Origin of the sequence: Lentzea sp. DG1S-22, assembly GCF_036321065.1 — a bacterium.
GTDB classification, from domain to species: Bacteria; Actinomycetota; Actinomycetes; order Mycobacteriales; family Pseudonocardiaceae; genus Lentzea; species Lentzea jiangxiensis.
In genome coordinates this window covers 7,445,230-7,469,449 of record NZ_CP143276.1, presented here as the reverse complement: position 1 = coordinate 7,469,449, position 24,220 = coordinate 7,445,230, and the positions used below count along the sequence as shown (strand labels likewise).

26 protein-coding genes are annotated in these 24,220 nt (G+C 70.5%); 2 read left to right on the top strand and 24 right to left on the bottom strand.

The window, feature by feature from the left end; genetic code table 11:
- Positions 1 to 395: 395 nt before the first annotated feature.
- Both V1227_RS35475 and V1227_RS35470 read right to left on the bottom strand, forming a co-directional pair.
- Positions 396 to 1,394, bottom strand: coding sequence for a FliA/WhiG family RNA polymerase sigma factor (locus V1227_RS35475; RefSeq protein ID WP_329789538.1), 999 nt, complete (start codon positions 1,392 to 1,394; stop codon positions 396 to 398).
- The gene (locus tag V1227_RS35470) at positions 1,369 to 2,346 is read right to left on the bottom strand and encodes a tyrosine recombinase XerC (protein WP_329789537.1); all 978 of its coding nucleotides are present in this window, start codon (positions 2,344 to 2,346) and stop codon (positions 1,369 to 1,371) included. Before V1227_RS35470 ends, V1227_RS35475 begins: the two co-directional genes overlap by 26 nt.
- 157 nt (positions 2,347 to 2,503) lie before the next feature.
- Between V1227_RS35470 and V1227_RS35465 the strand changes: the two genes are divergently transcribed.
- Positions 2,504 to 3,019: a hypothetical protein gene (locus V1227_RS35465; protein ID WP_329789536.1), complete on the top strand. Its 516-nt coding sequence runs from the start codon at positions 2,504 to 2,506 to the stop codon at positions 3,017 to 3,019.
- On the opposite strand, the gene dprA is transcribed toward V1227_RS35465, so the two are convergent.
- From dprA to V1227_RS35390, 15 genes are all read right to left on the bottom strand, one after another.
- Positions 3,020 to 4,177, bottom strand: a complete 1,158-nt coding sequence (gene dprA, locus V1227_RS35460) for a DNA-processing protein DprA (protein ID WP_329794188.1) — start codon at positions 4,175 to 4,177, stop codon at positions 3,020 to 3,022.
- Between the two features lie 963 nt (positions 4,178 to 5,140).
- Positions 5,141 to 6,658, bottom strand: a complete 1,518-nt coding sequence (locus tag V1227_RS35455; protein WP_329789535.1) for a YifB family Mg chelatase-like AAA ATPase — start codon at positions 6,656 to 6,658, stop codon at positions 5,141 to 5,143.
- A 1-nt stretch (position 6,659) separates the two neighbouring features.
- Entirely contained in the window at positions 6,660 to 7,031 is a 372-nt protein-coding gene (locus V1227_RS35450; protein ID WP_329789534.1) for a YraN family protein, read from the bottom strand.
- A 247-nt stretch (positions 7,032 to 7,278) separates the two neighbouring features.
- Positions 7,279 to 7,602, bottom strand: a complete 324-nt coding sequence (locus V1227_RS35445) for a DUF2469 domain-containing protein (RefSeq protein ID WP_030468024.1) — start codon at positions 7,600 to 7,602, stop codon at positions 7,279 to 7,281.
- Positions 7,602 to 8,396: a ribonuclease HII gene (locus V1227_RS35440; protein ID WP_236225205.1), complete on the bottom strand. Its 795-nt coding sequence runs from the start codon at positions 8,394 to 8,396 to the stop codon at positions 7,602 to 7,604. Before V1227_RS35440 ends, V1227_RS35445 begins: the two co-directional genes overlap by 1 nt.
- Entirely contained in the window at positions 8,393 to 9,253 is an 861-nt protein-coding gene (gene lepB / locus V1227_RS35435; protein ID WP_329789533.1) for a signal peptidase I, read from the bottom strand. The genes V1227_RS35440 and lepB (V1227_RS35435) overlap by 4 nt, the downstream gene beginning before the upstream one ends.
- 4 nt (positions 9,254 to 9,257) lie before the next feature.
- Complete coding sequence (gene lepB, locus V1227_RS35430; RefSeq protein ID WP_442916404.1) at positions 9,258 to 9,926, bottom strand: signal peptidase I; 669 nt, start codon at positions 9,924 to 9,926, stop codon at positions 9,258 to 9,260.
- 72 nt (positions 9,927 to 9,998) lie between these two features.
- On the bottom strand, positions 9,999 to 10,358 hold the full coding sequence (gene rplS, locus V1227_RS35425) for a 50S ribosomal protein L19 (RefSeq protein ID WP_090095457.1): 360 nt from the start codon (positions 10,356 to 10,358) through the stop codon (positions 9,999 to 10,001).
- A 153-nt stretch (positions 10,359 to 10,511) separates the two neighbouring features.
- Entirely contained in the window at positions 10,512 to 11,258 is a 747-nt protein-coding gene (trmD, locus tag V1227_RS35420) for a tRNA (guanosine(37)-N1)-methyltransferase TrmD (protein WP_329789532.1), read from the bottom strand.
- A complete protein-coding gene (rimM, locus tag V1227_RS35415) occupies positions 11,248 to 11,763 on the bottom strand; it encodes a ribosome maturation factor RimM (RefSeq protein ID WP_329789531.1) in 516 nt (171 codons plus the stop codon). Before rimM ends, trmD begins: the two co-directional genes overlap by 11 nt.
- Positions 11,764 to 11,780: 17 nt before the next feature.
- Positions 11,781 to 12,020, bottom strand: coding sequence for an RNA-binding protein (locus V1227_RS35410; RefSeq protein WP_030468017.1), 240 nt, complete (start codon positions 12,018 to 12,020; stop codon positions 11,781 to 11,783).
- Complete coding sequence (gene rpsP, locus V1227_RS35405) at positions 12,017 to 12,457, bottom strand: 30S ribosomal protein S16 (RefSeq protein WP_236225201.1); 441 nt, start codon at positions 12,455 to 12,457, stop codon at positions 12,017 to 12,019. Before rpsP ends, V1227_RS35410 begins: the two co-directional genes overlap by 4 nt.
- Positions 12,458 to 12,581: 124 nt before the next feature.
- Positions 12,582 to 13,313: a LamB/YcsF family protein gene (locus V1227_RS35400; RefSeq protein ID WP_329789530.1), complete on the bottom strand. Its 732-nt coding sequence runs from the start codon at positions 13,311 to 13,313 to the stop codon at positions 12,582 to 12,584.
- The gene (locus V1227_RS35395; RefSeq protein WP_329789529.1) at positions 13,313 to 14,143 is read right to left on the bottom strand and encodes a CPBP family intramembrane glutamic endopeptidase; all 831 of its coding nucleotides are present in this window, start codon (positions 14,141 to 14,143) and stop codon (positions 13,313 to 13,315) included. The genes V1227_RS35400 and V1227_RS35395 overlap by 1 nt, the downstream gene beginning before the upstream one ends.
- 406 nt (positions 14,144 to 14,549) lie before the next feature.
- Positions 14,550 to 15,425: an RNA polymerase sigma-70 factor gene (locus tag V1227_RS35390; protein ID WP_329789528.1), complete on the bottom strand. Its 876-nt coding sequence runs from the start codon at positions 15,423 to 15,425 to the stop codon at positions 14,550 to 14,552.
- Positions 15,426 to 15,540: 115 nt separating this feature from the next.
- On the opposite strand from V1227_RS35390, the gene V1227_RS35385 reads away from it, so the two are divergent.
- Entirely contained in the window at positions 15,541 to 16,017 is a 477-nt protein-coding gene (locus V1227_RS35385) for a carboxymuconolactone decarboxylase family protein (protein WP_329789527.1), read from the top strand.
- On the opposite strand, the gene V1227_RS35380 is transcribed toward V1227_RS35385, so the two are convergent.
- The 7 genes from V1227_RS35380 to V1227_RS35350 form a co-directional block, all read right to left on the bottom strand.
- A complete protein-coding gene (locus V1227_RS35380) occupies positions 16,014 to 17,069 on the bottom strand; it encodes an amidohydrolase family protein (RefSeq protein WP_329789526.1) in 1,056 nt (351 codons plus the stop codon). The genes V1227_RS35385 and V1227_RS35380 overlap by 4 nt on opposite strands.
- 2 nt (positions 17,070 to 17,071) lie before the next feature.
- Complete coding sequence (gene ffh / locus V1227_RS35375; RefSeq protein WP_329789525.1) at positions 17,072 to 18,631, bottom strand: signal recognition particle protein; 1,560 nt, start codon at positions 18,629 to 18,631, stop codon at positions 17,072 to 17,074.
- Positions 18,632 to 18,651: 20 nt separating this feature from the next.
- Positions 18,652 to 19,272, bottom strand: a complete 621-nt coding sequence (locus tag V1227_RS35370; RefSeq protein ID WP_329789524.1) for an HAD family hydrolase — start codon at positions 19,270 to 19,272, stop codon at positions 18,652 to 18,654.
- Positions 19,269 to 19,829, bottom strand: coding sequence for an AAA family ATPase (locus tag V1227_RS35365; RefSeq protein WP_329789523.1), 561 nt, complete (start codon positions 19,827 to 19,829; stop codon positions 19,269 to 19,271). Before V1227_RS35365 ends, V1227_RS35370 begins: the two co-directional genes overlap by 4 nt.
- A 331-nt stretch (positions 19,830 to 20,160) precedes the next feature.
- Positions 20,161 to 22,485 (bottom strand): [protein-PII] uridylyltransferase, encoded by a 2,325-nt coding sequence (locus tag V1227_RS35360; RefSeq protein ID WP_329789522.1) that lies wholly within the window; start codon positions 22,483 to 22,485, stop codon positions 20,161 to 20,163.
- Between the two features lie 17 nt (positions 22,486 to 22,502).
- Positions 22,503 to 22,841, bottom strand: a complete 339-nt coding sequence (locus tag V1227_RS35355) for a P-II family nitrogen regulator (protein WP_090095448.1) — start codon at positions 22,839 to 22,841, stop codon at positions 22,503 to 22,505.
- A complete protein-coding gene (locus V1227_RS35350) occupies positions 22,838 to 24,181 on the bottom strand; it encodes an ammonium transporter (RefSeq protein ID WP_329789521.1) in 1,344 nt (447 codons plus the stop codon). The genes V1227_RS35355 and V1227_RS35350 overlap by 4 nt, the downstream gene beginning before the upstream one ends.
- Between the last annotated feature and the right edge of the window lie 39 nt (positions 24,182 to 24,220).

Sequence of the window (24,220 nt, the reverse complement as noted above, 5' to 3'; positions counted from 1 at the left end):
GCCGATCGCCGAATCGCGGTCCGACGATGACGACCGGCCTGTTCGGCGCCTGCCCGATTGCCGTTGCCGGTACAGGTTCGCAAGCGCTGAATGCATTTTCTGCGGGCTCGCAGATTGGCCGCCGTCTTCCGCAGCTCGACTCGACGGCCCACCGCGGGAATCGACCGGCGCGCCCGAAGTCCAGCAGCTCAGCTCGGCGCTCGACTGTTCGCCTGCTGCCCGAGCGGGCACGCGGCGTGCTGAGACCGAGAAGAAGTCCACCCGTTCGAGTGAATTAGCCCGGCGAGGGGCGGAAAGGAGGCTCAAAGCTCACTTCCAGGGCCGCACACGACTTCTCGGTACGCGCGTCCGGCAGCTCGGGCGGTGCGCCCGACTGCGGGTGGAATGAGCCTTCGTCAGGCCTCGGACTGCTCGTTGAGCTTGGTGCGCAGGCGCAGGACGGCGCGGGTGTGCAGCTGGCAGACCCTGGACTCCGTCACGCCGAGGACCTTGCCGATCTCGGCGAGGGTCAGGTTCTCGAAGTAGTAGAGGGTCACGACCACGCGGTCGCGCTCCGCGAGCTGGGCGATCGCGTCGGCCAGCTGGCGGCGGCTGTCCTGGTCGACGAGGCTCGCGACCGGGTCTTCCGCGGCGTCGTCGGGCAGCGACTCGGCGAGGGAGGAGCCGCCCTTGTTCGGGGCGATCAGCTCGTCGAGCGCGACGACGCTGGTGAGCTGGAGCTGGCCGTACAGCTCGCGCAGCTCGGCCAGACCGATCTTGAGCTCTGCGGCGAGCTCGCGGTCGGTCGGCGTGCGCTGGAGCTTGGCGCCGAGGCGTTCCAAGGCCCGTTCGACGTCGCGGGCGCGGCTGCGGACCGACCGCGGCACCCAGTCCTGGGAGCGCAGGTCGTCGAGGATCGCGCCGCGGATGCGCTGCATGGCGTAGGTCTCGAACTTGAGACCGCGTTCCGGCTCGAACTTCTCGATCGCGTCGACCAGGCCGAAGATGCCGGACTGGATCAGGTCGGCGACGTCCACGTGGGCGGGCAGGCCCGTGCCGACGCGGCCGGCGACGTACTTGACCAGCGGCGCGTAGTGCAGCACCAGGCGGTCGCGCTGGCCCTGGTCGCGGGACTCGCCGTAGCTGCGCCACAGCGCGACGATGCCGGCCTCGACGTCATCACCGGACCGGACATCCGTACGCGTCACGCCGGTCGGGACGGCAGCGGGCGTGCCGTTGACATGCGTGTCGGCACCGGGCTCGGGGGTCGCCTCGGTGCTGTGTGGCGCGCCGTTCTGACGGTGCCCGTTGCTCGCCTGCTTCGACGCTGGTGCGGGCAGGACGGGGTCAGGGGGCACGGTCGCCGTACGCGATCCTCCCCCTGCGGCGTCAGGAACGGGGGTGGGTTCGGTCATGGATCGCCTTCAGCCGTTCGACAGTGACGTGTGTGTAAAGCTGAGTCGTTGCGAGCGTAGCGTGACCAAGCAGCTCTTGGACGGTGCGCAGGTCCGCTCCTCCTTCCAGCAAATGGGTCGCAGCGGAGTGGCGCAACCCGTGCGGCCCGATGTCCGGCGCTTCCGGCACCTCGGCGACGACCTCGTGCACCAGAGCGCGGACCGCCCGCTGGTTCAGCCGGCCCCCGCGCGCACCGAGGAACAGGGCGGGCGGCGAATCCGGTGCTACCAGGGCGTTCCTGCCCTCGTCCACCCACCGCCGCACCGCGCGCTCGGCCGGCACGCCGAACGGCGCGCTGCGCTCTCGTCCACCTTTGCCCAGAACTCGAATCACCCTTAGGGAGTAGTCCACGTCGTCGAGATCAAGACCACAGAGTTCGGCCACGCGGATACCGGTGGCGTACAGCAACTCCACCACGGCCTGATCACGCAGCGCAACCGGATCACCTTGGGACGCGCCAGAGGATACGGCGCTCATCACGTCCTTCGCCTGGTCCTGTCGCAACACGGACGGCAACGTCCGGTGCGGCCGCGGAGCAGCGAGGCGAGGTCCCGGATCCGTCGCCAAATGCCCAGTTCGGTGCGCCCACGCCGTGAACGCGCGTGCAGCGGCAGCGCGGCGCGCGAGAGTCGTGCGGCTCGCACCCGTTGTGCGTTGTGCCGCAAGCCATGACCGCAGATTTGTCAGGTCTATGTGCCCGACATCGGCGTTTTCCGGGATATTCCCGGCGACGTGTCCCAGCAAAGCCACCGCATCGCCCACGTACGCGCGCACTGTGTGCGTCGAGAGATCACGCTCCAATGCCAGGTGGCGTTCGTACTGCCGCAACACCTCCGCGACGTGCGCAGGCAGTTTTTCGCGCAGGCGAACGAGATCGACACGACGTGTCCGACCATGCGGCGGCGGGGACATAGGCCAAGACGCTGCGCCAGTCGGGGCGTTTGGTCAAGTATCGCCACACCCCCGAGCCGCATGAGAGCGCTCTCATGGTCGGGAACACGATAACGTTTCAACTCCCTGTGACGACCAGGGGTTTGGTGGCACGTACAGATCACCTTTCGGAGTAGCGATGGTAGCCAGCACCACCGTCCGAACAGTCGACGAGCTCGCCCGCCGAGTCGTGCGCAAGATCGCGCCCGAGGAGCTGCCTTCGTTCGAGATAGTCGCCGCGCCCTACCTGGAGAACCCCCAGCAGGCCGAACGCCGGCTCCGCCAGGCCCACGACGACCCGCTGGGCTTCGGCCTGGGCGACATCGTCGCGATGGCGACCCCGGTGATCGCCCTGGTGTCCGGCAGCGTGATCACCGCCGTGTCCGACAGCGTCGGCAAGGCCGTGCAGCAGGGCACGACGAACGCCGCGCGCAAAGCGTGGCGCAAACTCCGCGGCAAGCCCGCCGAACCGCTCGAGCTGCCGTCCACGCCCCTGACCACGCCCCAGCTGGCCGAGGTGCGCAAGACCGCCCTCGAACGCGCTCTCTCGCTGGGCATGGAGAAGGAGAAGGCGGAGGCTCTCGCCGACGCCGTCGTCGCCGCCCTGGTGCTGCGCGACAACGACCCCGAAGAAGGCCCGGCCGACCCGGACTGATCAGCACCGCACCTCCAGCTTCTGCCAGCCACCGTCGACCTGCAGCGCCAGCCCGGCCAGCTCCAACTCGGGCAGCAGCGCCCGCACCCGTTCCAACGGCACACCGGACTCGACCGACACGACCTCGTCGCTGACCCCGCACCGCTTCCCGAGGGCCTCGTAGACCCGCATGGCCTCGCCCTGCGGCGCCCCGAGCTCGCTCTCCTTCTCCGCGGGCTCGGTGGCGAGGTCGTCCCCGAACCGCCCGACCGACTCGACGACCTCGGCCACCGAGCTCACCGACACCGCCTGCCCGTCCCGCAACAGCTCGTGGCACCCGATCGAACTGGCCGACGTCACCGGCCCCGGCACCACCATCAACGGCCGCCCCAGCGCGAGCGTGATCGCGGCGGTGTTCTTGGCCCCGCTGCGCCGCCCGGCCTCGACGACGACCGTGCCACCGGCCAGCGCCGCGATGAGGCGGTTGCGCGTCAGGAACCGGTGCCGAGCAGGCATCACACCGGGCGGGTACTCGCTGACGATCACCCCATCCCGCGAGATCTTCGCGAGCAACCCCTGGTGCCCGGCGGGATAGGCGAAGTCCACCCCGCACGCCAGCACCGCGACGGTCAGCCCGCCACCGGCGAGCGAACCGCGGTGAGCAGCACCGTCGATCCCGTACGCCGCCCCGGACACGACCGTCACACCCGCCGCCGCCAACCCGAACGCGAACTCGCCGGCAACGTGCTCGCCGTACCCGGTCGAAGCCCGCGACCCGACGATCGCCACGGCCTTGTCCACCGCCTCGGCGAGGTCGTGCGCCCCACGGACCCACAACGCCAACGGCTCACCACCACACCGCCGCGCCGACACCCCCTCCAACGCGATGAAGGGCCACCGCGGCCACTCCTCGTCCTCAGGAACAACCAGCCGCCCACCCAACCTGGTGACGTGCGCGAGGTCCTGCTCAGCCCGCTCCTCAGCCCGCCGAGCAGACGTCTGACCGGCGACCGAAGACGACACCTCACCAGCCCGGACGAGCGCCGCGGCCTCAACCGGCCCGACCTCGGCCACCAACGCGGCCAGCGCCGCCGGATACGGCTCCGCCACCCGTGACAGGTACGCCCGCGCCAGCCGGACGGCGTCCGTCGCCCCGGCGCTCACCGGAACCACCACCAGGGCAGCCAGCGCTGCCAGGGCTCCGAACGCCACGGCGACGGCGGACTGGCACCCGACGAGCGCCTTCGCACCGTGCACGGCATCCGCAGAAGCTCGGGCAAAGCAGCGGCTGCTCGGGCGGTGGTCGAGGTGGCCGCGCAGACGAGAAGCGGGGACATGGTCGGACTCCTTGGTCTGGATTGGACGGGGCCGGGCGCGGAGTGGGAGTGGGGCTCCGCGCCCGGCGGCTCGGGAGGGTCAGGGGTTGGTCGTCGGTGCCGGGGGTCGGACCTCTGAGGTTGGTGGGTGAGCGAGCGCTCGCAGGGGTGGACGAGCGCCTGCTCCACCGGGGCCGGACGCGGAGTCGGGGCGGAAAGCTCCGCGACCGGCGGCTCTGGAGTTGGCAAGAGGGCTGGGGTGGTGGGCCGCCCGGTGGGGAGGAGCGGACGGCCCACCTGGGGACCGGAGACGAGCAGAGGCTCGAAGCTCGCCTCCGGCGGCTCGGGTGAGCGGGACAGGTGCCGGGCGCGGAGTGGGAGTGGGGCTCCGCGCCCGGCGGCTCGGGAGGGTCAGGGGTTGGTGGTCGTGGCTCGGGCTCGGGGCGTTGGTGGTCGTGGCTCGGGGATCAGGGCGTTGGTGGCCGTGGCGTGGGGTGGCCCCTGGGGTTGGTGGGTGAGCGGGCGCTCGCCGGGGTGGACGAGCGCCCGCTCGACCGGGGGCCGGACGCGGAGTCGGGGCGGGAAGCTCCGCGACCGGCGGCTCGGGTGGACGGCTGTCTTGGAGTCCGCTGGCAGCCGGGGTGACAAGGGCCGCCGCTGGCGACCGGCGGCTCCGGGTGGGCGGCTCCCTTGGGCTCGCTGCCAGGCGGTCGGCCGCCAGACACGAGCGCCGTTTGTCAGGCGGTACCTGTGGACGACCGCCCACGGTGGCGCGGGGTGCTGGCCTGGCGTCGTCGCAGGAGCGCCGGAGGCCAGCGGAGAGGCGTCAGACCCGGCGTTCTCGGAACTGGAGGGCGGCGGCCACGTGGTCGGCGGTGGGGCGGTCGGCTTCGGCCAGGTCGGCCAAGGTCCAGGCGACTCGCAGACACCTGTCGGCGCCTCGGCCTGTCAGGGCGCCGATGGCCAGGGCTCGGTCCAGCAGCGCCGTGGTGTCGCGTGGGAGGGCGAACTCCTGGCGGAGTGCCGGGCCTGGGACCAAGGCGTTGGCCCGCCAGTTGTGGCCGTGGGCCGACCAGCGGGTGGCGGCTCGGGAGCGGGCCTTGAGGACACGTTCGCGGACCGTTGCCGTCGAGTCGGGTGGGGCCGCGTCGGCGTTCGACATGGCGGTGGTCGCTCTCATGCGGACGCGGAGGTCCACTCGGTCGAGCAGCGGGCCGGAGAGCTTGGACTGGTAGCGGCGGCGGACCGTGCTGGTGCAGATGCAGTCGACCTCCTTCGGCGGGGCGCACGGGCACGGGTTGGTGGCGAGGATCAGCTGGAAGCGCGCCGGGTAGCGGGCTATGCCGTCACGGCGCGGGATGCGGACCTCGCCCTCTTCCAGCGCTGTGCGGAGGGTGTCGATGGTCTTCTGGCCGAACTCGCAGGCCTCGTCCAAGAACAGCACTCCCCTGTGCGCCCGGGAGGCGGCGCCCGGCTTCGCCAATCCACTTCCGCCGCCTATCAGGGCCGCTATCGACGTCGTGTGGTGCACGTTGACGAACGGTGGGCTGGCGACCAGCGGGTAGTCGGAGGAGAGGACGCCCGCCACGGAGTGCACCGCCGTGACGGCCAGCGACTCCTCGCGGGTCAGGGGTGGGAGCAGGCCCGGGAGGCGTTCGGCGAGCATCGTCTTGCCGGTGCCCGGTGGACCCGTCAGGAGGAGGTGGTGGGCGCCGGCCGCGGCCACCTCCAGCGCCCAGCGGGCTTCCGGCTGGCCGACCACGTCGGCCAGGTCCGGAACCTGCGGCAGCGGCGGGTCGACGGGCCGCGGTGGCTTCTGCAGCGTCACCTCGTCGCCGCGCAGCCACGCCAGGACCTCCGTCAGGGTGAGGGCGCCGTGGATCTCCACGCCGTCCACGAGGGCGGCCTCGGGCAGGGTGGCGACGGGGACGACGGCCTGCGTGAGGCCCGCGCGGCGGGCCGCCAGCAGGGCGGGCAGGACGCCGCGGACCGGGCGGATGCGGCCGTCCAGGGCCAGCTCGCCCAGCAGGACGGTGGTGGCGAGGCGGTCGGGCGGGATCGCGCCCGAGGCGGACAGCGTGGCGCACGCGATGGCCAGGTCGTAGCTGCTGCCGCCCTTCGGCAGGTTCGCCGGGGACAGGCCCAGGACGATGCGCTGCTTCGGCCACTCCTCCTCGCTGTTGCGGACGGCGGCCTTCACGCGCTCCTTCGACTCGTGCAGCGACGCGTCGGGCAGCCCGAGCAGGTGCGTGCGGGGCTGACCCACGCCCACGTCCGCCTCGATCTCCACCGGCAGGCCGTCGACGCCGCAGAGCGCCACCGACCACGCCTGTGCGAGGCCCATCTCAGGCTCCCCGCAGGTGCTGAAGGCGGGCTTCGCCGGACGGGGGCCACGTGACCGAGATCAGGTCGACGCGGACGTGGCACCAGCCGACGCCGTGCGACGCGAGCCAGCGCAGGGCTGTTCGGCGCAGGCGTGAGAGCTTGCTCTGGTCCACGGCCTCGTCCGGGCGTCCCCACGCGGGACCGGATCTCGTCTTGACCTCGCAGACGACCAGGCGGTCGCCCTCCACGGCCACGATGTCGAGCTCACCGTCGCGGCACGTCCAGTTCCGCGACAGGACCACCAGGCCCTGCTCCTCCAGGTACCTGCACGCCAGGTCCTCGCCCTGACGGCCTCTCTCCTGCTGCCTGGTCCCGGCCGGTGCCTGTGCCACCACTGTCCTCGCCTCCCTGCGGGTCGTCGGTTCGACCTTGCCGGGTGGAACGGGGTGGGTGGCCGGGCTGAGGGGGATCTGTGGACAACTCAGCGGCTGTGGACAGGTCGGCCATTGTGGATCTTGAAAGGGCGGAGTTGTCGGTGGGGTGTGCTATTGGCCCGAGGACGGCGATCCGCGGCACAAAACAGCACCGCCCCCGCGTCCCGGTACGACCCGGGACGCGAGGGCGGTGCTGCGGAAGACCTCAGGTGGGGAACGGACCGCTCTCGGGCAGTCGGAGGTCCGGCTTGTCCAGCTCCTCCACGTTCACGTCCTTGAACGTGATGACACGAACGTTCTTGACGAACCTCGCGGGCCGGTACATGTCCCACACCCACGCGTCCGACATGCGCACCTCGAAGTACACCTCGCCGTCGGCGTTGCGCACCTGCACGTCCACCGAGTTGGCCAGGTAGAAACGCCGTTCGGTCTCCACGACGAACGAGAACTGGCTGACTATGTCGCGGTACTCCTTGTACAGCGACAGTTCCATCTCGGTCTCGTACTTCTCGAGATCCTCTGCACTCATTACGCCTCCGCGCGGGTCATCATCTGCTCCGCGCCCTCCCTCGTCGCGAGCTCCCCGGCATCAGCCGGGGCTGCATCATTCTGGACCACGGCCGCCGCGGTCGTGGCGCGCGCCACCCTGTGCGGCGCGGCGAGACCGTGCTTGGCAGCCGCCGCTGCCACATTTACATACGACCACCGGTGCTCCGCACACGGCCCGTGCTCCATCAACGCAGCGGTGTGGTCGGGCGTGCAGTAACCCTTGTGCACGTTGAACCCGTACTCGGGATGGCGCTCGTGCAGGTCGGCCATGATCCGGTCCCGCGTGACCTTGGCCAGCACCGATGCCGCGGCCACGCACGCAGCGGCCTGGTCGCCCTTGAGCACTGCCACGTTCGGCGCGGGCATGCCCGGCACCTTGAACCCGTCGGTCAGGACGTAGCCGGGATGGGTCGACATCTGCGCCACCGCGCGCCGCATGCCCTCGATGTTCATGACGTGGATGCCCAGCCAGTCGATGTCCGCGGGCGGCACGACGACCACCGAGTGGTCCACCGCGCGCTTCAGGACCAGGTCGTACATCCTGTCGCGCGCCGACGCCGTCATCAGCTTCGAGTCGTTCAGGCCCTCGAACCGCGACGCGTCACCCGGCCGGAGGACGCACGCGGCGATCACCAGCGGCCCGGCGCACGGACCGCGCCCCGCCTCGTCGACCCCGGCGACGGGACCCAGGCCCCGGCGCTCCAGGGTGCTCTGCAGCGCCCAGTTCCCCGACGAGCCCCGCACCACCGCGCGAGGCGGCATCAGCATGGTCATCGGCGGAATCGGTCTCGCACTCGACGTCCGAGCAGCAGAAGCGGCCACGCGGCGACGATACCCAGACCCAGCGGCACGTTCTCCTGCCAGCCCGGCGCACCCATCGACACGGCCTGCGGGTTGTGGTCCGACACCCCGCCCCACCTCGACGGGGGCAGCACGATCACGCGCGCCTTGCCGATCACGTCGTCCACCGGCACGAGGCCGTTGAGACCGCCCTGGCCCTGGCAGCGCGAGTCGCACGAGTGGTTGCGGTTGTCGCCGAGCACGAACAGCATCCCGTCCGGGATCTTGAGCTCCTCGAACGACTCCTGCTCGGCCGGCGTGCCCTGGTCGAAGTGCTTGTACGGCTCGTCGAGGGGCTTGCCGTCCACGGTCACGCGGTTCTGCTCGTCGCAGCACTTCACGGTCTGCCCGCCGACGGCGATCACGCGCTTGACGAAGTCCTCCTCGTTCGCCGACGGCAGCCCGACCAGCGACCCGAGCCACGACAGCCCCTGCGAGACCGGGTTGCCCGGCTCCTCGGAGACGAAGTCGTTCTGCCACGACGGCGGCCCGCGGAAGACGATCACGTCGCCGGGCGCCGGCTCGGTGAAGCGGTAGGTGACCTTGTCCACGAGCACCCGGTCGCCGTAGCAGTCGGTGCACCCGTGCAGCGTCGTCTCCATCGACTCCGACGGGATCATGTAGACGCGGCCCAGGAAGACCTGGATGCCGATCGCGAGGCCGAACGCGACCAGGATGAGGACGGGCAGTTCCTTCCAGAAGTTGCCCTTTTTCTTCTTCCCGGTTTCACCCGAAGCGTCGGAAGTCGGCTCGTCACCGGACGGGTTCTGCTCTGGAGCGTCGTCGACCACGAGATCAGCCTAGGGGCTGGGGGTTGTGGTCGGACACAACACTCCACCGATCTTTCGGGAAGATGACGTACCGGGCTTTGCCGATGACGTTCTCGAGGGGCACCGTGCCCGCTACGCCCCCGCCGCCCTGTTTGCGCGAGTCGGTGGAGTTCATCCGGTTGTCCCCCATCACGAACAACCGCCCCTCCGGCACGCGGATCGGTGCGAACGGCTCGTGGTCGGCGGGAGAGGTGCCGGGCTGCCAGTACACGTACGGCTCGTCGAGCGGTTTTCCGTCCACGACGACACGGTGCTGCTCGTCGCAGCACATCACCGTTTGACCGGGAAGCGCGATCACGCGCTTGACGAAGTCGCGCTCGTTCGCGGGCGCGATGCCCAGCAACGAACCGACGTACTGCACCGACCGTGCGACGGGGTTCGTCGACGGCGGGTTGCGGAAGTCCGTCGTCCACGCCTCGGGCCCGCGGAACACGACCACCTCGCCGGGCTCGACGTCGCCGAACCTGTAGGTGACCTTGTCGACGAGCACGCGGTCGTTCTCGCAGCCGGTGCACCCGTGCAGCGTGTTCTCCATCGACGCCGAGGGGATCACGTAGACCCGCGCCACGAACGCCTGGATCAGCACCGTCAGCACGACGGCCGTCAGGACGACGTAGAGGACTTCCCTCCACACAGGAGTACGCCCCCGCTCCGGTTCATCCGGTGCGGAGGCGTCCTCCGGGTCTTCTGGGCTCGAAGCCACCGATCAGGAGACCGGACGGGCCTCGCGCTTCTCCTTGATCTTGGCGGCCTTGCCGCGCAGGTCGCGCAGGTAGTACAGCTTGGCGCGACGCACGTCACCGCGGGTGACGACCTCGATCTCGGAGATGTTCGGGGAGTGCACCGGGAAGGTGCGCTCGACGCCGACGCCGAAGGAGACCTTGCGGACGGTGAAGGTCTCGCGGATGCCGCCACCCTGGCGACGGATCACGACGCCCTGGAACACCTGGACGCGCTCGCGCGAGCCCTCGATGACGCGGACGTGGACCTTCAGCGTGTCGCCGGCGCGGAAGGCCGGGACGTCGGAGCGCAGCGACTGGGCGTCAAGTGCGTCCAGGATGTTCATCGGTGGTCCTCACGTGTGTCTGTGAACTCCCCAGAGCATGTTCCATGGCTGTGCACGACATGATGGGGGTCGGCTTGGTGCGCACGCCGATACGACACCGGCTGCGGCAACTGTTCCAGTGTGCCAGACCAGGCACTCCGGAATGAAATCGGGCTACTCGCCACCCTCGCGCAGGCGTGCGAGCAGGGCCCGGTCGTGCTTGTCGAAGGCGTCCTCCGGCAACGATTCCAGCAGGTCGGGACGCCGTTCGAAGGTGCGGGCGAGTGACTGGTCACGCCGCCAGCGGTCGATGAGCCTGTGGTTGCCCGAGCGCAGCACGTCCGGAACGGCCAGGTCGCGCCACACGAGCGGCCGCGTGTAGCTCGGCCCTTCGAGCAGCCCGTCCTGGAACGAGTCCTCCGCGTGCGACTTCGGGTTGCCGAGCACGCCCGGCAGCAGCCGCGCGACCGCTTCCACGATCGCGAGCACGGCCACCTCGCCGCCGACCAGCACGTAATCCCCGATGGACACCTCGTCGACGCGAACGCGCCGCCGGGCGTCGTCGACCACACGCTGGTCAATGCCCTCGTAGCGCCCGCACGCGAAGACGAGGTGCGACTCGCTCGCGTACTCGTGCGCGAGCGCTTGCGTGAACGGACGACCGGCCGGCGTCGGCACGATGAGACGCGTCTCGTCCGTGCAGACGTCATCGAGCGCGGGGCCCCAGATGTCGGCCTTCATGACCATGCCGGGCCCACCGCCGTACGGGCTGTCGTCGACGGCCTTGTGCACGTCATGGGTCCAGTCCCGCAGGTCGTGCACACCGACGCTGATCAGACCCTTGTCGATCGCCTTCCCGAGCAACGCCGCGCGCAGCGGCGCGAGGTACTCGGGGAAGATCGTGACGACGTCAATCTGCATCGAGAAGACCCTCGGGCGGGTCGATCACGACACGGCCGCCGCGAACGTCCACAGTGGGCACGATCTCGCGCACGAACGGGATCAACGCTTCCCCGCCGTCGCGGATGACCACGAGCAGCTCGCCACCGGGGCCGTGCAGGATCTCCTTGACCGTGCCGATCTTCGTGCCGTCGACCAGCTCCGCGGCGAGCCCTTCGAGCTCGTGGTCGTAGAACTCGTCGGGGTCGTCGGTCGGCGGGAGGTCGTCGGTGCTGCCCAGCAGCAACGTGCCGCGCAACGCCTCGGCGACATCGCGGGTGACGACCTCGGCGAAACGCACGAGCAGCCGCCCGGCATGAGGCCGGGCGGCTGACACGGTGAGGCTTCGGGACGTGCCGTCACGCAGCTTGGCCTGGAGCTTGGCTCCGAGCGCGAACCGCAGTTCGGGTGAATCAGTGCGCACGTCAACGGCGAGTTCGCCGGTGATCCCGTGCGCCTTGGCCACACGGCCGACAACGACGTCCATTTGCCCTTGAAGTTCGTTCAGCGGTCGGTGTCGACGACGTCGACCCGCACACCACGACCGCCGATGCCGGCCATCACGGTGCGCAGAGCCGTCGCGGTGCGACCGCCACGGCCGATCACCTTGCCGAGGTCGTCCGGGTGGACGTGGACCTCGAGGGTGCGGCCGCGGCGGGTCGTGACGAGGTTCACCCGGACGTCGTCCGGGTGGTCGACGATGCCGCGAACGAGGTGTTCGAGGGCGTCAGCCAACAAACTCACGCCTCGTCCTTGGTGGCCTCGTCAGCCTTGGGGGCCTCGTCGGCCTTCTTGGCCTTCTTCGCCTTCGGGGTGGTGGCCTCGGTCATCGGCTCCTCGTTCGCGGCGGCCAGGGCGGCGGCGAACAGGTCGGCCTTGGAAGTCTTCGGCTCCTTGACCTTCAGCGTGCCCTCGGTGCCCGGCAGGCCCTTGAACTTCTGCCAGTCACCGGTGATCTCGAGGAGGCGCTGGACCGACTCGGTCGGCTGCGCGCCGACACCCAGCCAGTACTGCGCGCGCTCGGAGTCGACCGCGATGAACGACGGCTCTTCCTTCGGGTGGTACTTGCCGATCGTCTCGATGGCCTTGCCGTTGCGACGGGTGCGCGCGTCGGCGACCACGATGCGGTAGTACGGCTGGCGGATCTTGCCGAGACGCTGAAGCTTGATCTTGACGGCCATTGGCCTGGTACTCCTCGAAAGCTCTGTGTTGATGGTTCGCACAGCCGTGGCCCGGGCAGAGGGGCCGACCACGACGGACAGCGGGCAATTGTGCCAGATGGCGGCCGGTGGATCCGAATCGGGCCTACGCGAACGGCGTCACGGAGCCGAGCGCCTCGCGCACCGCGCGGGCGTGTTCGACCGCTCCGGGCGTGTCGCCGTGCACGCACAACGACTCGGCGCGCGTCTTGATCACGGTGCCGTCGACCGCGACGATCTCGCCGTCCAGGAGCCTCTTGGCCCGTTCGACGACCTCGTCCGTGCTGCTCAGCAGGGCGTCCGGCCGGCTGCGCGGGACCAGCGTGCCCTCCGGCGTGTAGCCGCGGTCCGCGAACGCCTCCTGGACGGGCCTGAGCCCGGCTTCGGCGGCTTTCGCGAGCAACTGGGAGCCCGGCAGGCCGAGGATCGGCAGGTCCTTGAACGCCTTGGTGCCGTTCACCACGGCTTCAGCCTGCTTCTCGTGGTGCACCGTCGCGTTGTAGAGCGCGCCGTGCGGTTTCACGTACACGACCTCGGTGCCCGCTGCTCGCGCGCACGCGTCGAGCGCACCGATCTGGTAGAGCACCTCGTCGGCCAGTTCGAGCGGGTCGGCGTCGATGAAGCGGCGCCCGAACCCGGCGAGGTCGCGGTAGGACACCTGGGCGCCGATCCGCACGCCGTTGCGCGCCGCCTCCTCGCACACCTTGCGCATGGTCGACGGATCACCGGCGTGGAAGCCGCACGCGACGTTCGCGCTGCTGATGAGGCCCAGCAGGGCGGTGTCGTCGCCGAGCTTCCAGATGCCGAAGCCCTCGCCGAGGTCGCTGTTCAGATCCATCACATGACCCCGACGGAGACGAGCAGGAGCGTGAGCCCCGGCAGGAAGTTGTTCATCACGTGCGCCACGATGCTCGCCCCCAGGCGGCGGGTGAGCAGGCGGGCTATTCCGATCGGGATGGCGATCACGAGCAGCAACGACGTGCGCAGCGGTTCGAAGTGGCCGATCGCGAAGATCACCGTGGTGAGCCAGAACGCGGCCCAGCGGCTCCAGCCCTGGCGTTCGACGGCGCCCCAGAGCATGCCGCGGTAGATGATCTCCTCGCAGATCGGCCCGATGAGGCTCACGTAGAGGAACATCGTGATCGCGGCGCCGAGCGGCAGGTTCGAGCCGGACAGCAGGTCACCGACCGCGCTCGTCGCGTTCTCCTCGCCGACGACCTTCGTCCAGAGCGTGGCGGCGGCGTAGGTGAGGACGAGGCCGAGGACGCCGAGCTTCAGCCCGATCGCGACGTCCTCCTTGGTCATGCTGAAGCGGAGGTCGATCTTGGGACCGTTACCCCTGACGTAGGTGATCACGATGGCGGCGCCGGCCGCGAGGACCGTCGGCACGATCGAGCCGACCAGCACCAGCGGCACCGAGTCCAGCAGGCTGATGCCGAACTGCTTGGCGAGCGCCGTGATGAACACGGCGCTGAGGATGAAGATCGCCTCGACCAGGAGGAACGCGCCGAACCCCCAGCGCTGGCCGACCCGCTCGGGCTCCGGGTCGCGGTTGATGTTCCGCACCGCTTCGACGGCGCCGCGCACGGCCCCGGCAACGCGGCGCGCGGCCCCGGCGACGCTCTCGGCGAAGCCGCGCTTGGGCTTCAGGGATTCCGGCTCGCTCACGCTCTGCAATCTAGTCACACCGCGGCTACCAGCGGGGCAACAGCGGGCACCGACACCCTCATGATCAACCCACCTCGCGATCGACGGCTGCTGAAGCACCTCCGGGCTGTCGGTGCCTCGCGATACGCTTGGAGTGGGGACCGCGAGCCCCCTCGGGGAGCGTTGCCGCCCCCGGATCCGAGGTTACTGTGCGGCACCGACGGAATCCGGGCCGAGCACCTGGCCAAAAGATGGTCAGATCGGGTCCCCGCCGGATGTCCCGGCTCCTGGTGAACGGATCGGCGCACGAACCGGGTCGCAAACCACAGGCGCGGGAGATGCCGGACCGGTGCCGCGGCGAGGTCGCCCCGGGTGGCCGGCTCTCACCACGCCCGGCGGCACGGGACACGTCCGCACCAGCCGGTGATCAGCGGCGCAGGGACGTCTCCCGTTCCATGTGCGAGAGCTTCTCCGGGTTGCGCACGGCGTAGAGGCCGCTGATCCGCCCCTCCTCCATCCGCACCGCGATCACCGTGTCGAGCTCGCCGCCGAACTTGACCACGAGCGCCGGGTAGCCGTTGACCTGGGCCGGTTCCATCTCCCACCCGGTCACCTTCAGCAAGCCGCCGAGCAGCAGGCGCGCGACCTTCGAGGCGCCGACGACCGGACGCGGGACGGCCTGCTTCACGCCGCCGCCGTCGCCGAGGAACACGACGTCCGGGGCGAGCAGGTCCAGCAACGACTGGAGATCACCCGTCTCGGTGGCGCGCTGGAAGGCCGCGAGGGCCTCGCGCGACTCGGCCTGGGTGACGACCTCGCGCGGGCGCCGGGCGGCCACGTGCGAGCGGGCGCGGTGGGCGATCTGGCGGACGGCGGCCGGGTTCTTGCCCACGGCCTCGGCGATCTCGTCGTAGCCGAGGTCGAACACCTCGCGCAGCACGAAGACGGCGCGCTCGGTCGGGGTGAGCGTTTCGAGGACCAGCATCATCGCCATCGAGACGCTGTCGGCGAGCTCGACGTCCTCGGCGACGTCCGGGGCGGTCAGCAGCGGCTCCGGCAGCCACGAGCCGACGTAGGACTCCTTGCGGCGCACCAGCGTTCGCAGCCTCGTCAGCGCCTGGCGCGTCACGACGCGGACCAGGTAGGCGCGGTGGTTCTCGACGGCGCCGTGCTCCACGTCGGCCCACCGCAGCCACGTCTCCTGCAGCACGTCCTCGGCGTCGGCGGCGGAGCCGAGCATCTCGTAGGCGATCGTGAAGAGCAGGTTGCGGTGGCTGACGAACGAGTCGGTAGCGGCGTCCATGGACAGAAGACGCCAGGCCGGGAGCGCCTGTGACGGTGTGCTGGATCACAGTCACAGGATTCGGGGGTCCGGCATCTCGTGGTCGTCCGGCAAGTCCACGAGGGAGGAACCAACGATGGAAACCCGCTTCGACCTCTTCGCCACCCAGACCGGCGCCAAGCTCGCCAAGCGGTTCGCGGGTCTGCACGGCGTGCTGCACGAGTCGCCGCTGCCGAAGACCGTGATCGAACTGGTCAGCATGCGGGCGAGCCAGCTCAACGGCTGCGGCTTCTGCCTCGACATGCACGCCAAGGACGCCGTCGCGGCAGGTGAGGACCCGTTGCGGCTGCACCTGGTGGCCGGGTGGCGCGAGACGACCGTGTTCTCGGAGGCCGAACAGGCCGCGCTCAAGCTCACCGAGGAGGGCACGCTGCTCACGCTCGACGGCGTGAGCGACGAGACCTGGGCAGCGGTCCGCAAGCACTACGACGAGGAGGAGACCGCCGCCCTGGTCTGCCTGGTCGGCCTGATCAACGCCGCCAACCGGCTGGCCGTCATCACCGGCCGGAAGGGCGGTGCGTACCAGGTGGGCGCGATGGCCCAGTTCGACTAGTGGATCCGGCCCCGGAGCATGACCATGCGCGGCGTCCGGAGGACCTCCAGGTCCTCCCGCGGGTCCTCGTCGTAGACGACGATGTCCGCCGCCGCGCCCTCGGTCAGCGACGGGAAGCCCAGCCACTCGCGGGCACGCCACGACGCGGCGCCGATGGCGTCCGCCGCGCTCATGCCCACGCGGTGCAGGGCGACGACCTCGTCGACGATGCGCCCGTGCCGGATGCCGCCACCCGCGTCGGTGCCCGCGTAGACCGGCACGCCCGCCTCGATCGCGGACGCCACCGTGGACGAGACGCGGGCGTGCAGGTCCCGCATGTGGTTCGCGTAGACCGGGTACCTGCCGGCCCTGTCCGCGATGCCGGGGAACGTCTCGATGTTGATCAGCGTGGGCACCAGCGCGGTGCCCCGCTCGGCCATCAGCGCGATCGTGTCGCCGGTCAGGCCGGTGCCGTGCTCGATGCAGTCGATGCCCGCGTTGATCAGGCCCGGCAGCGCGTCCTCGCCGAACACGTGCGCGGTGACCTTGGCGCCGGCGTCGTGGGCGACCTTGATCGCCCCGGCCAGCTCCTCGTCCGTCCACAGCGGGGCGAGGTCGCCCGCGCCGCGGTCGATCCAGTCGCCGACGAGCTTCACCCAGCCGTCGCCCTGCGCGGCCTGCTCGGCCACGGCTGACGCCAGGTCCGACTCGATCTCCACGCCGATGTGCGGGAGGTAGCGCTTCGGGCGGGCGATGTGGCGGCCCGACCGGATGATCCGCGGCAGGTCCAGGCGTTCCTGCAACGGCGTCGTGTCGATCGGCGACCCGCAGTCGCGGATCAGCAACGTGCCCGCGTCGCGGTCGGTGATCGCCTGCTCGACGGCCTCGGACAGCTCCACACCGCCCTGCGGGCCCAGGCCGACGTGGCAGTGCGCGTCGACCAGGCCCGGGACGAGGAACCCGCCGTCGACCACGGTCCGCGCACCCGGCACGGGCTGGGTGCGCACACGGCCGTTGACGACCCACAGGTCTCGCGGCTCGCCGTCCGGCAGGACGACGCCGCGCAGGTGCATGGTCACTTCTTCTTGTCGTCGCCGTCGAACTTGAACTTCGACGGGTCGAAGCCGGGCGGGAGCTCGTTCATGCCGCCACCGAGCTTCGACAGGTCGGGCATCCCGCCGGGAGGCATGCCGGGGAAGCCACCGGGCAGGCCGCCGGGGAGCATCCCGGGGAAGCCGCCCTTGATCTTGGGAGGCGTCGGGCCGCGTCCGCCCTTGCCCTTCTTCCCCTTCTTGCCCTTCTTCCCCTTGCCGCCGCCACCGCCGCCGAAGCCCATCCGGCCGGCCATCGAGGCCATCATCTTGCGGGCCTCGAAGAAGCGGTTGACCAGGTCGTTCACGTCGCTGACCTTGACGCCCGAACCGTTGGCGATGCGCAGCCGGCGGGAAGCGTTGATGATCTTGGGGTCGTCGCGCTCGGCCGGCGTCATGCCGCGGATGATCGCCTGGATGCGGTCGAGGTGCTTCTCGTCCAGCATCGCGAGCTGGTCCTTCATCTGCCCCGCGCCCGGCAGCATGCCGAGCAGGTTCGCGATGGGACCCATCTTGCGGATCGCGAGCATCTGCTCCAGGAAGTCCTCGAGCGTGAGCTGGCCGGTGTGCAGCTTCGCGGCGGCCTTCTCGGCCTGCTCCTGGTCGAAGTGCTGCTCGGCCTGCTCGATCAGCGTGAGGACGTCACCCATGCCGAGGATGCGCGAGGCCATCCGGTCCGGGTGGAAGACGTCGAAGTCCTCGAGCTTCTCGCCGTTGGACGCGAAGAGGATCGGCTGGCCGGTGACCTCGCGGACCGACAGGGCGGCACCACCGCGGGCGTCGCCGTCGAGCTTCGTGAGCACGACACCGGTGAAGCCGACGCCGTCGCGGAACGCCGTGGCGGTGTTGATCGCGTCCTGACCGACCATCGCGTCGACGACGAACAGGACCTCGTCCGGGTCGACCGCGGCCCGGATGTCGATGGCCTGCTTCATCATCTCCTCGTCGACGCCCAGCCGGCCGGCTGTGTCGACGAGGACGATGTCGTGCTGCTTGGCCTTGGCTTCCTCGATGCCGCGGCGCGAGACCTCGACCGGGTTGCCCACGCCGTTGCCGGGCTCGGGGGCGAACACGGGCACGCCCGCGCGCTCACCGACGACCTGGAGCTGCGTGACGGCGTTCGGGCGCTGCAGGTCGGCCGCGACGAGCAGCGGCGTGTGACCCTGGCCCTTGAGCCAGCGGGCCAGCTTGCCGGCGAGCGTCGTCTTGCCGGCACCCTGCAGACCCGCCAGCATGATCACCGACGGCGGGTTCTTCGCGAGGTTCAGCCTGCGGGTCTCGCCACCGAGGACGTTGACGAGCTCCTCGTTGACGATCTTCACGACCTGCTGCGCCGGGTTCAGCGCCTGGTGCACCTCGGCACCCTTGGCGCGCTCCTTCACCTTGGCGATGAAGCCGCGCACAACGGGCAGCGCGACGTCGGCCTCGAGCAGGGCGACCCTGATCTCGCGGGCGGTCGCGTCGATGTCGGCGTCGCTGAGCCGGCCCTTGCCGCGAAGGCCCTGGAGAACCGTGGTCAGCCGGTCGGAAAGCGTGGAGAACACGCCGTCCAGCCTAGCCAACCTCAGCTCCACCCGATCCCGTGGCTCGCCAGCGCGTCCAGCAGGACCGGCTCACGGCGTCCGACCGGAGCAGTGGAGATCCGCGCGAACCGCAGTCCCGCCCCCACCGCGGCCCCGTCCGCCACGGGGTCGTCGCCGACGTACAGGCACTCGGACGGGTCGACGTCCAGCCGCACGCAGGCGGCGTCGAAGGCACGGGGCGAGGGCTTCGAGAAGCCGATCTCGTACGACAGCGCGAAGGCGTCCACCGACAGCCGTTCGCGTGCGAACACGCCGCGGATGTTCCACGAGATGTTGCTGAGCACGCCGACCTTCAGCGGCCTCACCACGCTCAACGCCGCGGCCGTGTCGGGGTACGGCAGCCAGAAAGCCGGGTTGTGCAGGCGCTGGAACAGGTCCTCGGTCAGCGGCAGGCCCGCCAGCCGGAACAGGGTCCGGTGGGCCGAGCGGTTGGCCAGCGCCGTCAGGTCGCGGGCGTCCCAGACGGCGCGCTCCGCCGCGTTCATCCGCGCGACGTACGGGGCGGGCGCGCGCAGGACGGAGAGGTGCCGCGGCGGGAGCCACGGGTGGGCGGGACGCCCGAACAGGGTGCCCGCGAAGTCGAACAGGACAGCCTTGATCACGACACCACGATGCGCAGGCCACCCGAGGTCCCCGCACGGGTGAGCAGCGTCACGTCCTGGAAGCCGAACGGGACCCAGCCCGCCTCGAACCGGGCGCGCATCGACGTGCCGCGGCGGACGTGGCGTTCGAACGCGTGGGTGCGGACGACCCGGTTGCGGGCGATCTGGCCGTCCAGGGCCTGGGCGGCGGAGGCGTCCAGCCAGAGGAAGTGGCGGGAGCGTCCCGACAGCAGGCCCGCCAGCACCAGCATGAACCGGGTGCCGGGACGGGTGGAGGGTTCGTGCACCACCAGCAGGCCCGCGCAGGACAGCGCCGCCCGGAACACGCGCAGCCGGTGCGTGAGGTGCACGAAGACGCGCCAGTACCGGTACGGCAGGCGCACGCGCGGTTCCAGCCACTGGCGCACCTGGTCGGAGTCGAGCACGGTGACCGGTTCGTCCGCGTCGAGGCGGGTGAGCAGCGTCGTCTTGCCCGCGCCGGGGATCCCGGCGAGGACTACGAGCGAGCGCGGCCGCACTCGGACGGCGGTGGTCTGCGTGTTCAACACGGCGGTCATGTCCTAGAAGACGTTCCGGCCATCCTTCTCGTTCAGTTTGGTCCGGTTTCTCACCGAATGCACAGCCTTCGGCTCCGCGGCCGTGCCGTTCGCCCACCGACGGCCTGCCCGGACCGATCGCGGAGTGACGTGCGGCACGGGAGAAACGCCGGCGGCGGTGCGGGTGCCCGGTACCTCCCCCGGCCCCGTCACCCGTCACCACCGCCTTCGCCCGCCCGGGAAGCGGTCCACCCCTCGAGGACGCTTTCCGGACACCGCGAAGACTGCCGCGTTTCGGAAGCGTCCAGGAGCGTGAGCACCCCGAGTGGTTGTGCGTAGTGCTACTCAACCTCTACCTGGCCGCGTCGAGCACCGCCCGCTCGATCCGCCTCCGGTCCAGATCGGCGCCGGCGATGCTGAACGAGTCGACGACGGTGGCGCCCAAGGTGGACACGCGCGCCCACCGGACGTCCACCCCGCACTGCTCCAACGCACCGGCCACGCGGTGCAGCAGCCCGATGCGGTCGGCGGCGCGCAGTTCCAGCACCACGGCACCGGTCGCCTCGTCGTCGAACCACAGCACGCGGGCGGGCGGCGGGTCGAGCGGCGGGCCGCCGTAGTCGCGTTCCTTGGCGGCGAGCTCGTCCGCCAGCGGCAGCGAGCCCTCGACCGCCCTGGTGAGCTGTTCGCGCAGCAGGGCCGCGTCCGGCAACGAGCCGAAGCGCGGTGACACCGTGAACGCGTCCACCGTCGCACCGCCGTGCGAGCGCAACGTCGCCGCGTGGACCTCCAGCGAGTTCAACGCGAGCACACCGGCCGCCTTGGACAGCAGCCCCGGCCGGTCCGGCGCGATCACCGTCACGACCGCCGCGTGGTCCTGCTTCTCCAGCAGCACGTCCGGCTTCCCCGACGCCGCGACGCGTTCCGCCATCTCGACGTGCACGGGGTCGAGCGGTTCCGGTTTGGGCAACGCCTCCCCCGCCATCGCCGTGCGGCAGCGGGCGACCAGGTCGGCCAGCAACGCGGCCTTCCAGTCCGTCCACACGCCCGGCCCCGTCGCGATGGAGTCGGACTCCGCGAGCGCGTGCAGCAGTTCCAGCAGCACCGCGTCGCCGCCGAGGGTCTCGACCACGCGGTGCACGGTGGCCTCGTCCTCGACGTCACGACGGGTCGCGGTGTGCGGCAGCAGCAGGTGGTGGCGCACCATCGCGGACAGCGTCTCGACGTCCTGCGGCCACAGCCCGAGCCGCTCGCCGATCTGGGTCGCCAGAGCGGCCCCGACCTCGGAGTGGTCCTGCTGCCGTCCCTTGCCGATGTCGTGGATCAACGCGCCCAGCAGCAACAGGTCCGGCCGCGCCACCGTCGTCGCGAGGCGGGCGGCGTGCGCGACGGTCTGCACCAGGTGCCGGTCGACCGTCCACATGTGGGCGGCGTCGCGGGGAGGCAGGTCCCGCACCGCGCCCCACTCGGGGAACAGCCGGCCCCACAGACCCGTGCGGTCCAACGCCTCCACGACGTCCACGAGCCCGCTGCCGCTGCCCAGCAACGCCAGCAGTTCCTCGCGGGCCTCGCGCGGCCACGGCTGGCGCAGCTCCGGCGCCGAGTCCGCGAGCCGGGTGAGCGTTCCGGACGCGATGGGGTGCTTCGACCGTGCCGCCGCCGTGGCCACGCGCAACAACAACGCCGGGTCACGGCTGGGAATCGCGTCACGGGCGAGGGAGACCTCGGAGCCGTGCAGCACAACGCCTTCGTCCAACGGCCTGCGCGGCGGCTGTCCGCGGAGGAACGCGCCGAGTCCACGCTTCGGTGCGGCCGCACGAGCCGAGCGCATGGCCACGTCGAACGCGTAGACAACGGTGCGTGCGGCAGAAGAAAGCGCACGGGCCAAAGCAAAACGATCGGCCAGCCCCAGAGCCGATGCCACCTCGTCGCCGTCCTGCGCCCGCAGCACGTCACGAGGTTTCCGCGCCACGCGGCGGAGTTCGGTGCGCACGTCGAGCAGCAACCGGCGTGCCTCACCGACGTCGGCGGACGGCCGGTCCACGAGCTGCGCGAGCGACAGGGCGTCCAGGAGGGTCAGGTCCCGCAGGCCACCGCGGCCGTGCTTGAGGTCGGGTTCGACGCGGTGGGCGATCTCGCCGCTGCGCGCCCAGCGCTTCCGCGACGACTCGGCGATCTCGTCCAGCCGGTTGCGGACGTTGCCCCGCCAAGCCTGCCGCGCGCCGTCCGCGAGCTTCTGCGTGACTTCCGGATCGCCGGCGACGTGGCGGATGTCGAGCAGTCCCAGCGCTGTCCGCAGATCGCCGGCGGCGACCCTCAACGCCTCCCCGACGGTCCGCACGGAGTGGTCCAGCCCGATGCCGGAGTTCCACAGGGGGTACCAGAGCTTCTCGGCGATCTCATCGATGTTCTTGACACCGTTGTGCACCAGGACCAGGTCGAGGTCCGAGTAGGGCACGATCTCGCGCCGCCCCAGCCCGCCGACCGCCACGAGCGCGACACCCGATCCGGATATCCCCGCTCCCTGCGCGTGTTTGGTCAACCAGAACTCGTGCAGGTCCACGAGTGCTTCGCGCAGGGGTTCGGCGGCCAAGCGACGACGACCTGGCACGAGCAGCCTTTCGCGTGCTCGCACCAGGTCGTCAGCCGTTACGACGGCCGTTTCGTTGTTCTCCACGGGCCGTCTCCTAGTGGTTAAAGCGCATCCGATCCGCGTTCGCCCGTGCGCACGCGAACGACTGTCTCGACCGGAGTGACCCAGACCTTGCCGTCGCCGATCTTGCCGGTGCGGGCGGCCTCGACGACCGCCTCCAGCACCTTGTCGACGGCGGTGTCGTCGATGACGACCTCGATCTTGATCTTGGGCACGAAGTCCACCGAGTACTCGGCACCGCGGTAGACCTCGGTGTGGCCCTTCTGGCGGCCGTAGCCCTGCACCTCGCTGACGGTCATGCCCAGCACCCCGAGCTGTTCCAGGGAGCTCTTCACGTCGTCGAGCGTGAACGGCTTGATGATCGCGGTGACCAGCTTCATTTCTTGTTGCTCCCCTCGAGGACCGCGGTCGCACCGGCGGCCACGCTCGTCTTGCCGGTACCCCGCGCACTGGTGAGGCTGCCGTACTCGTAGGCGCGCTCGGCGTGCTCGGCTTCGTCGATGCTCGCGACCTCCGCTTCCTCGGAGGCGCGGAACCCGACGGTGAACTTCACCAGGTACCCGAGCGCGAGGCTCAGGACGAACGAGTAGGCGAGCACCGCGAGGGCGCCGACGGCCTGGCGCCACAGCTGGTCGACGCCGCCGCCGTAGAAGAGGCCGTTGATCTTGGCGGGCGCCGCCTCGCTGGCGAACAGGCCGATCAGGATCGTGCCGGACAGACCGCCGACGAGGTGCACGCCGACGACGTCGAGCGAGTCGTCGAGGCCGAAGCGGTACTTCAGCGACACGGCCAGGGCGCACAGGGCACCGGTGATCGCGCCGATCGCGATGGCGCCGACCGGGGTGACCGCGGAGCAGGCGGGCGTGATGGCGACCAGACCGGCGATGACACCCGACGCCGCGCCGAGCGTGGTGGCCTTGCCGTCGCGGATGCGCTCGGTCAGCAGCCAGCCGAGCATCGCGGCGCACGTGGCGACCAGCGTGTTGATGAACGTGACACCCGCGGTGCCGTTCGCACCGAGAGCGGAACCGGCGTTGAACCCGAACCAGCCGAACCACAGCAGACCGGCACCGAGCACGACCAGCGGCAGGCTGTGCGGCTTCATGGGCTCCTTCGGCCAGCCGACGCGCTTGCCGAGCACCAGCGCCAGCGCGAGACCCGCGGCACCGGCGTTGATGTGCACCGCCGTACCGCCGGCGAAGTCGATCGCGAGGAGCTTGTTGGCGATCCAGCCGCCGGGGTCGACGACGTTGCCCGCCTCGTCCTTGCCGTCGAAGTCGAAGACCCAGTGGGCGACCGGGAAGTAGACGATCGTGGCCCACAGACCCGCGAACAGCAGCCACGGGCCGAAGCGGGCGCGGTCGGCGATCGCACCGGAGATCAGCGCGACCGTGATGATCGCGAACATGGCCTGGAACGCCACGAACACGGTGCTCGGGATCTTGCCCGACAGCGAGTCGGCGCCCAGCAGACCGTCGAGGCCGAAGAACTCGAACGGCTTGCCCAGCAGGCCCGCGCCGACGTCCGCGCCGAATGCCGTCGAGTACCCGAACAGCACCCACAGGACACCGACCACGGCCATGGCGCCCAGGCTCATCATCATCATGTTGAGCACGCTCTTCGAACGGACCATGCCTCCGTAGAAGAAGGCGAGGCCCGGTGTCATCAGCAGCACCAAGGCGGCGCTGGTGAGCACCCAGGCGGTGTCCCCTGTATCCACTTCGACCTCCACTGCACGTCGGTTGCAGGGAGCATCGGC

Excerpts from the sequence above, each read along its gene's own strand:
- rplS (WP_090095457.1), bottom strand. The coding sequence starts at position 10,358 with ATGAACATCCTGGACGCACTTGACGCCCAGTCGCTGCGCTCCGACGTC.
- V1227_RS35355 (WP_090095448.1), bottom strand. The coding sequence starts at position 22,841 with ATGAAGCTGGTCACCGCGATCATCAAGCCGTTCACGCTCGACGACGTG.
- V1227_RS35455 (WP_329789535.1), bottom strand. The coding sequence starts at position 6,658 with ATGGGCCTCGCACAGGCGTGGTCGGTGGCGCTCTGCGGCGTCGACGGC.
- trmD (WP_329789532.1), bottom strand. The coding sequence starts at position 11,258 with ATGCAGATTGACGTCGTCACGATCTTCCCCGAGTACCTCGCGCCGCTG.
- V1227_RS35385 (WP_329789527.1), top strand. The coding sequence starts at position 15,541 with ATGGAAACCCGCTTCGACCTCTTCGCCACCCAGACCGGCGCCAAGCTC.
- V1227_RS35470 (WP_329789537.1), bottom strand. The coding sequence starts at position 2,346 with ATGTCCCCGCCGCCGCATGGTCGGACACGTCGTGTCGATCTCGTTCGC.
- V1227_RS35400 (WP_329789530.1), bottom strand. The coding sequence starts at position 13,313 with ATGGATCTGAACAGCGACCTCGGCGAGGGCTTCGGCATCTGGAAGCTC.
- V1227_RS35390 (WP_329789528.1), bottom strand. The coding sequence starts at position 15,425 with ATGGACGCCGCTACCGACTCGTTCGTCAGCCACCGCAACCTGCTCTTC.
- rpsP (WP_236225201.1), bottom strand. The coding sequence starts at position 12,457 with ATGGCCGTCAAGATCAAGCTTCAGCGTCTCGGCAAGATCCGCCAGCCG.
- V1227_RS35465 (WP_329789536.1), top strand. The coding sequence starts at position 2,504 with ATGGTAGCCAGCACCACCGTCCGAACAGTCGACGAGCTCGCCCGCCGA.
- V1227_RS35365 (WP_329789523.1), bottom strand. The coding sequence starts at position 19,829 with ATGACCGCCGTGTTGAACACGCAGACCACCGCCGTCCGAGTGCGGCCG.
- rimM (WP_329789531.1), bottom strand. The coding sequence starts at position 11,763 with ATGGACGTCGTTGTCGGCCGTGTGGCCAAGGCGCACGGGATCACCGGC.
- V1227_RS35475 (WP_329789538.1), bottom strand. The coding sequence starts at position 1,394 with ATGACCGAACCCACCCCCGTTCCTGACGCCGCAGGGGGAGGATCGCGT.
- V1227_RS35445 (WP_030468024.1), bottom strand. The coding sequence starts at position 7,602 with ATGAGTGCAGAGGATCTCGAGAAGTACGAGACCGAGATGGAACTGTCG.
- V1227_RS35440 (WP_236225205.1), bottom strand. The coding sequence starts at position 8,396 with ATGACCATGCTGATGCCGCCTCGCGCGGTGGTGCGGGGCTCGTCGGGG.
- V1227_RS35380 (WP_329789526.1), bottom strand. The coding sequence starts at position 17,069 with ATGCACCTGCGCGGCGTCGTCCTGCCGGACGGCGAGCCGCGAGACCTG.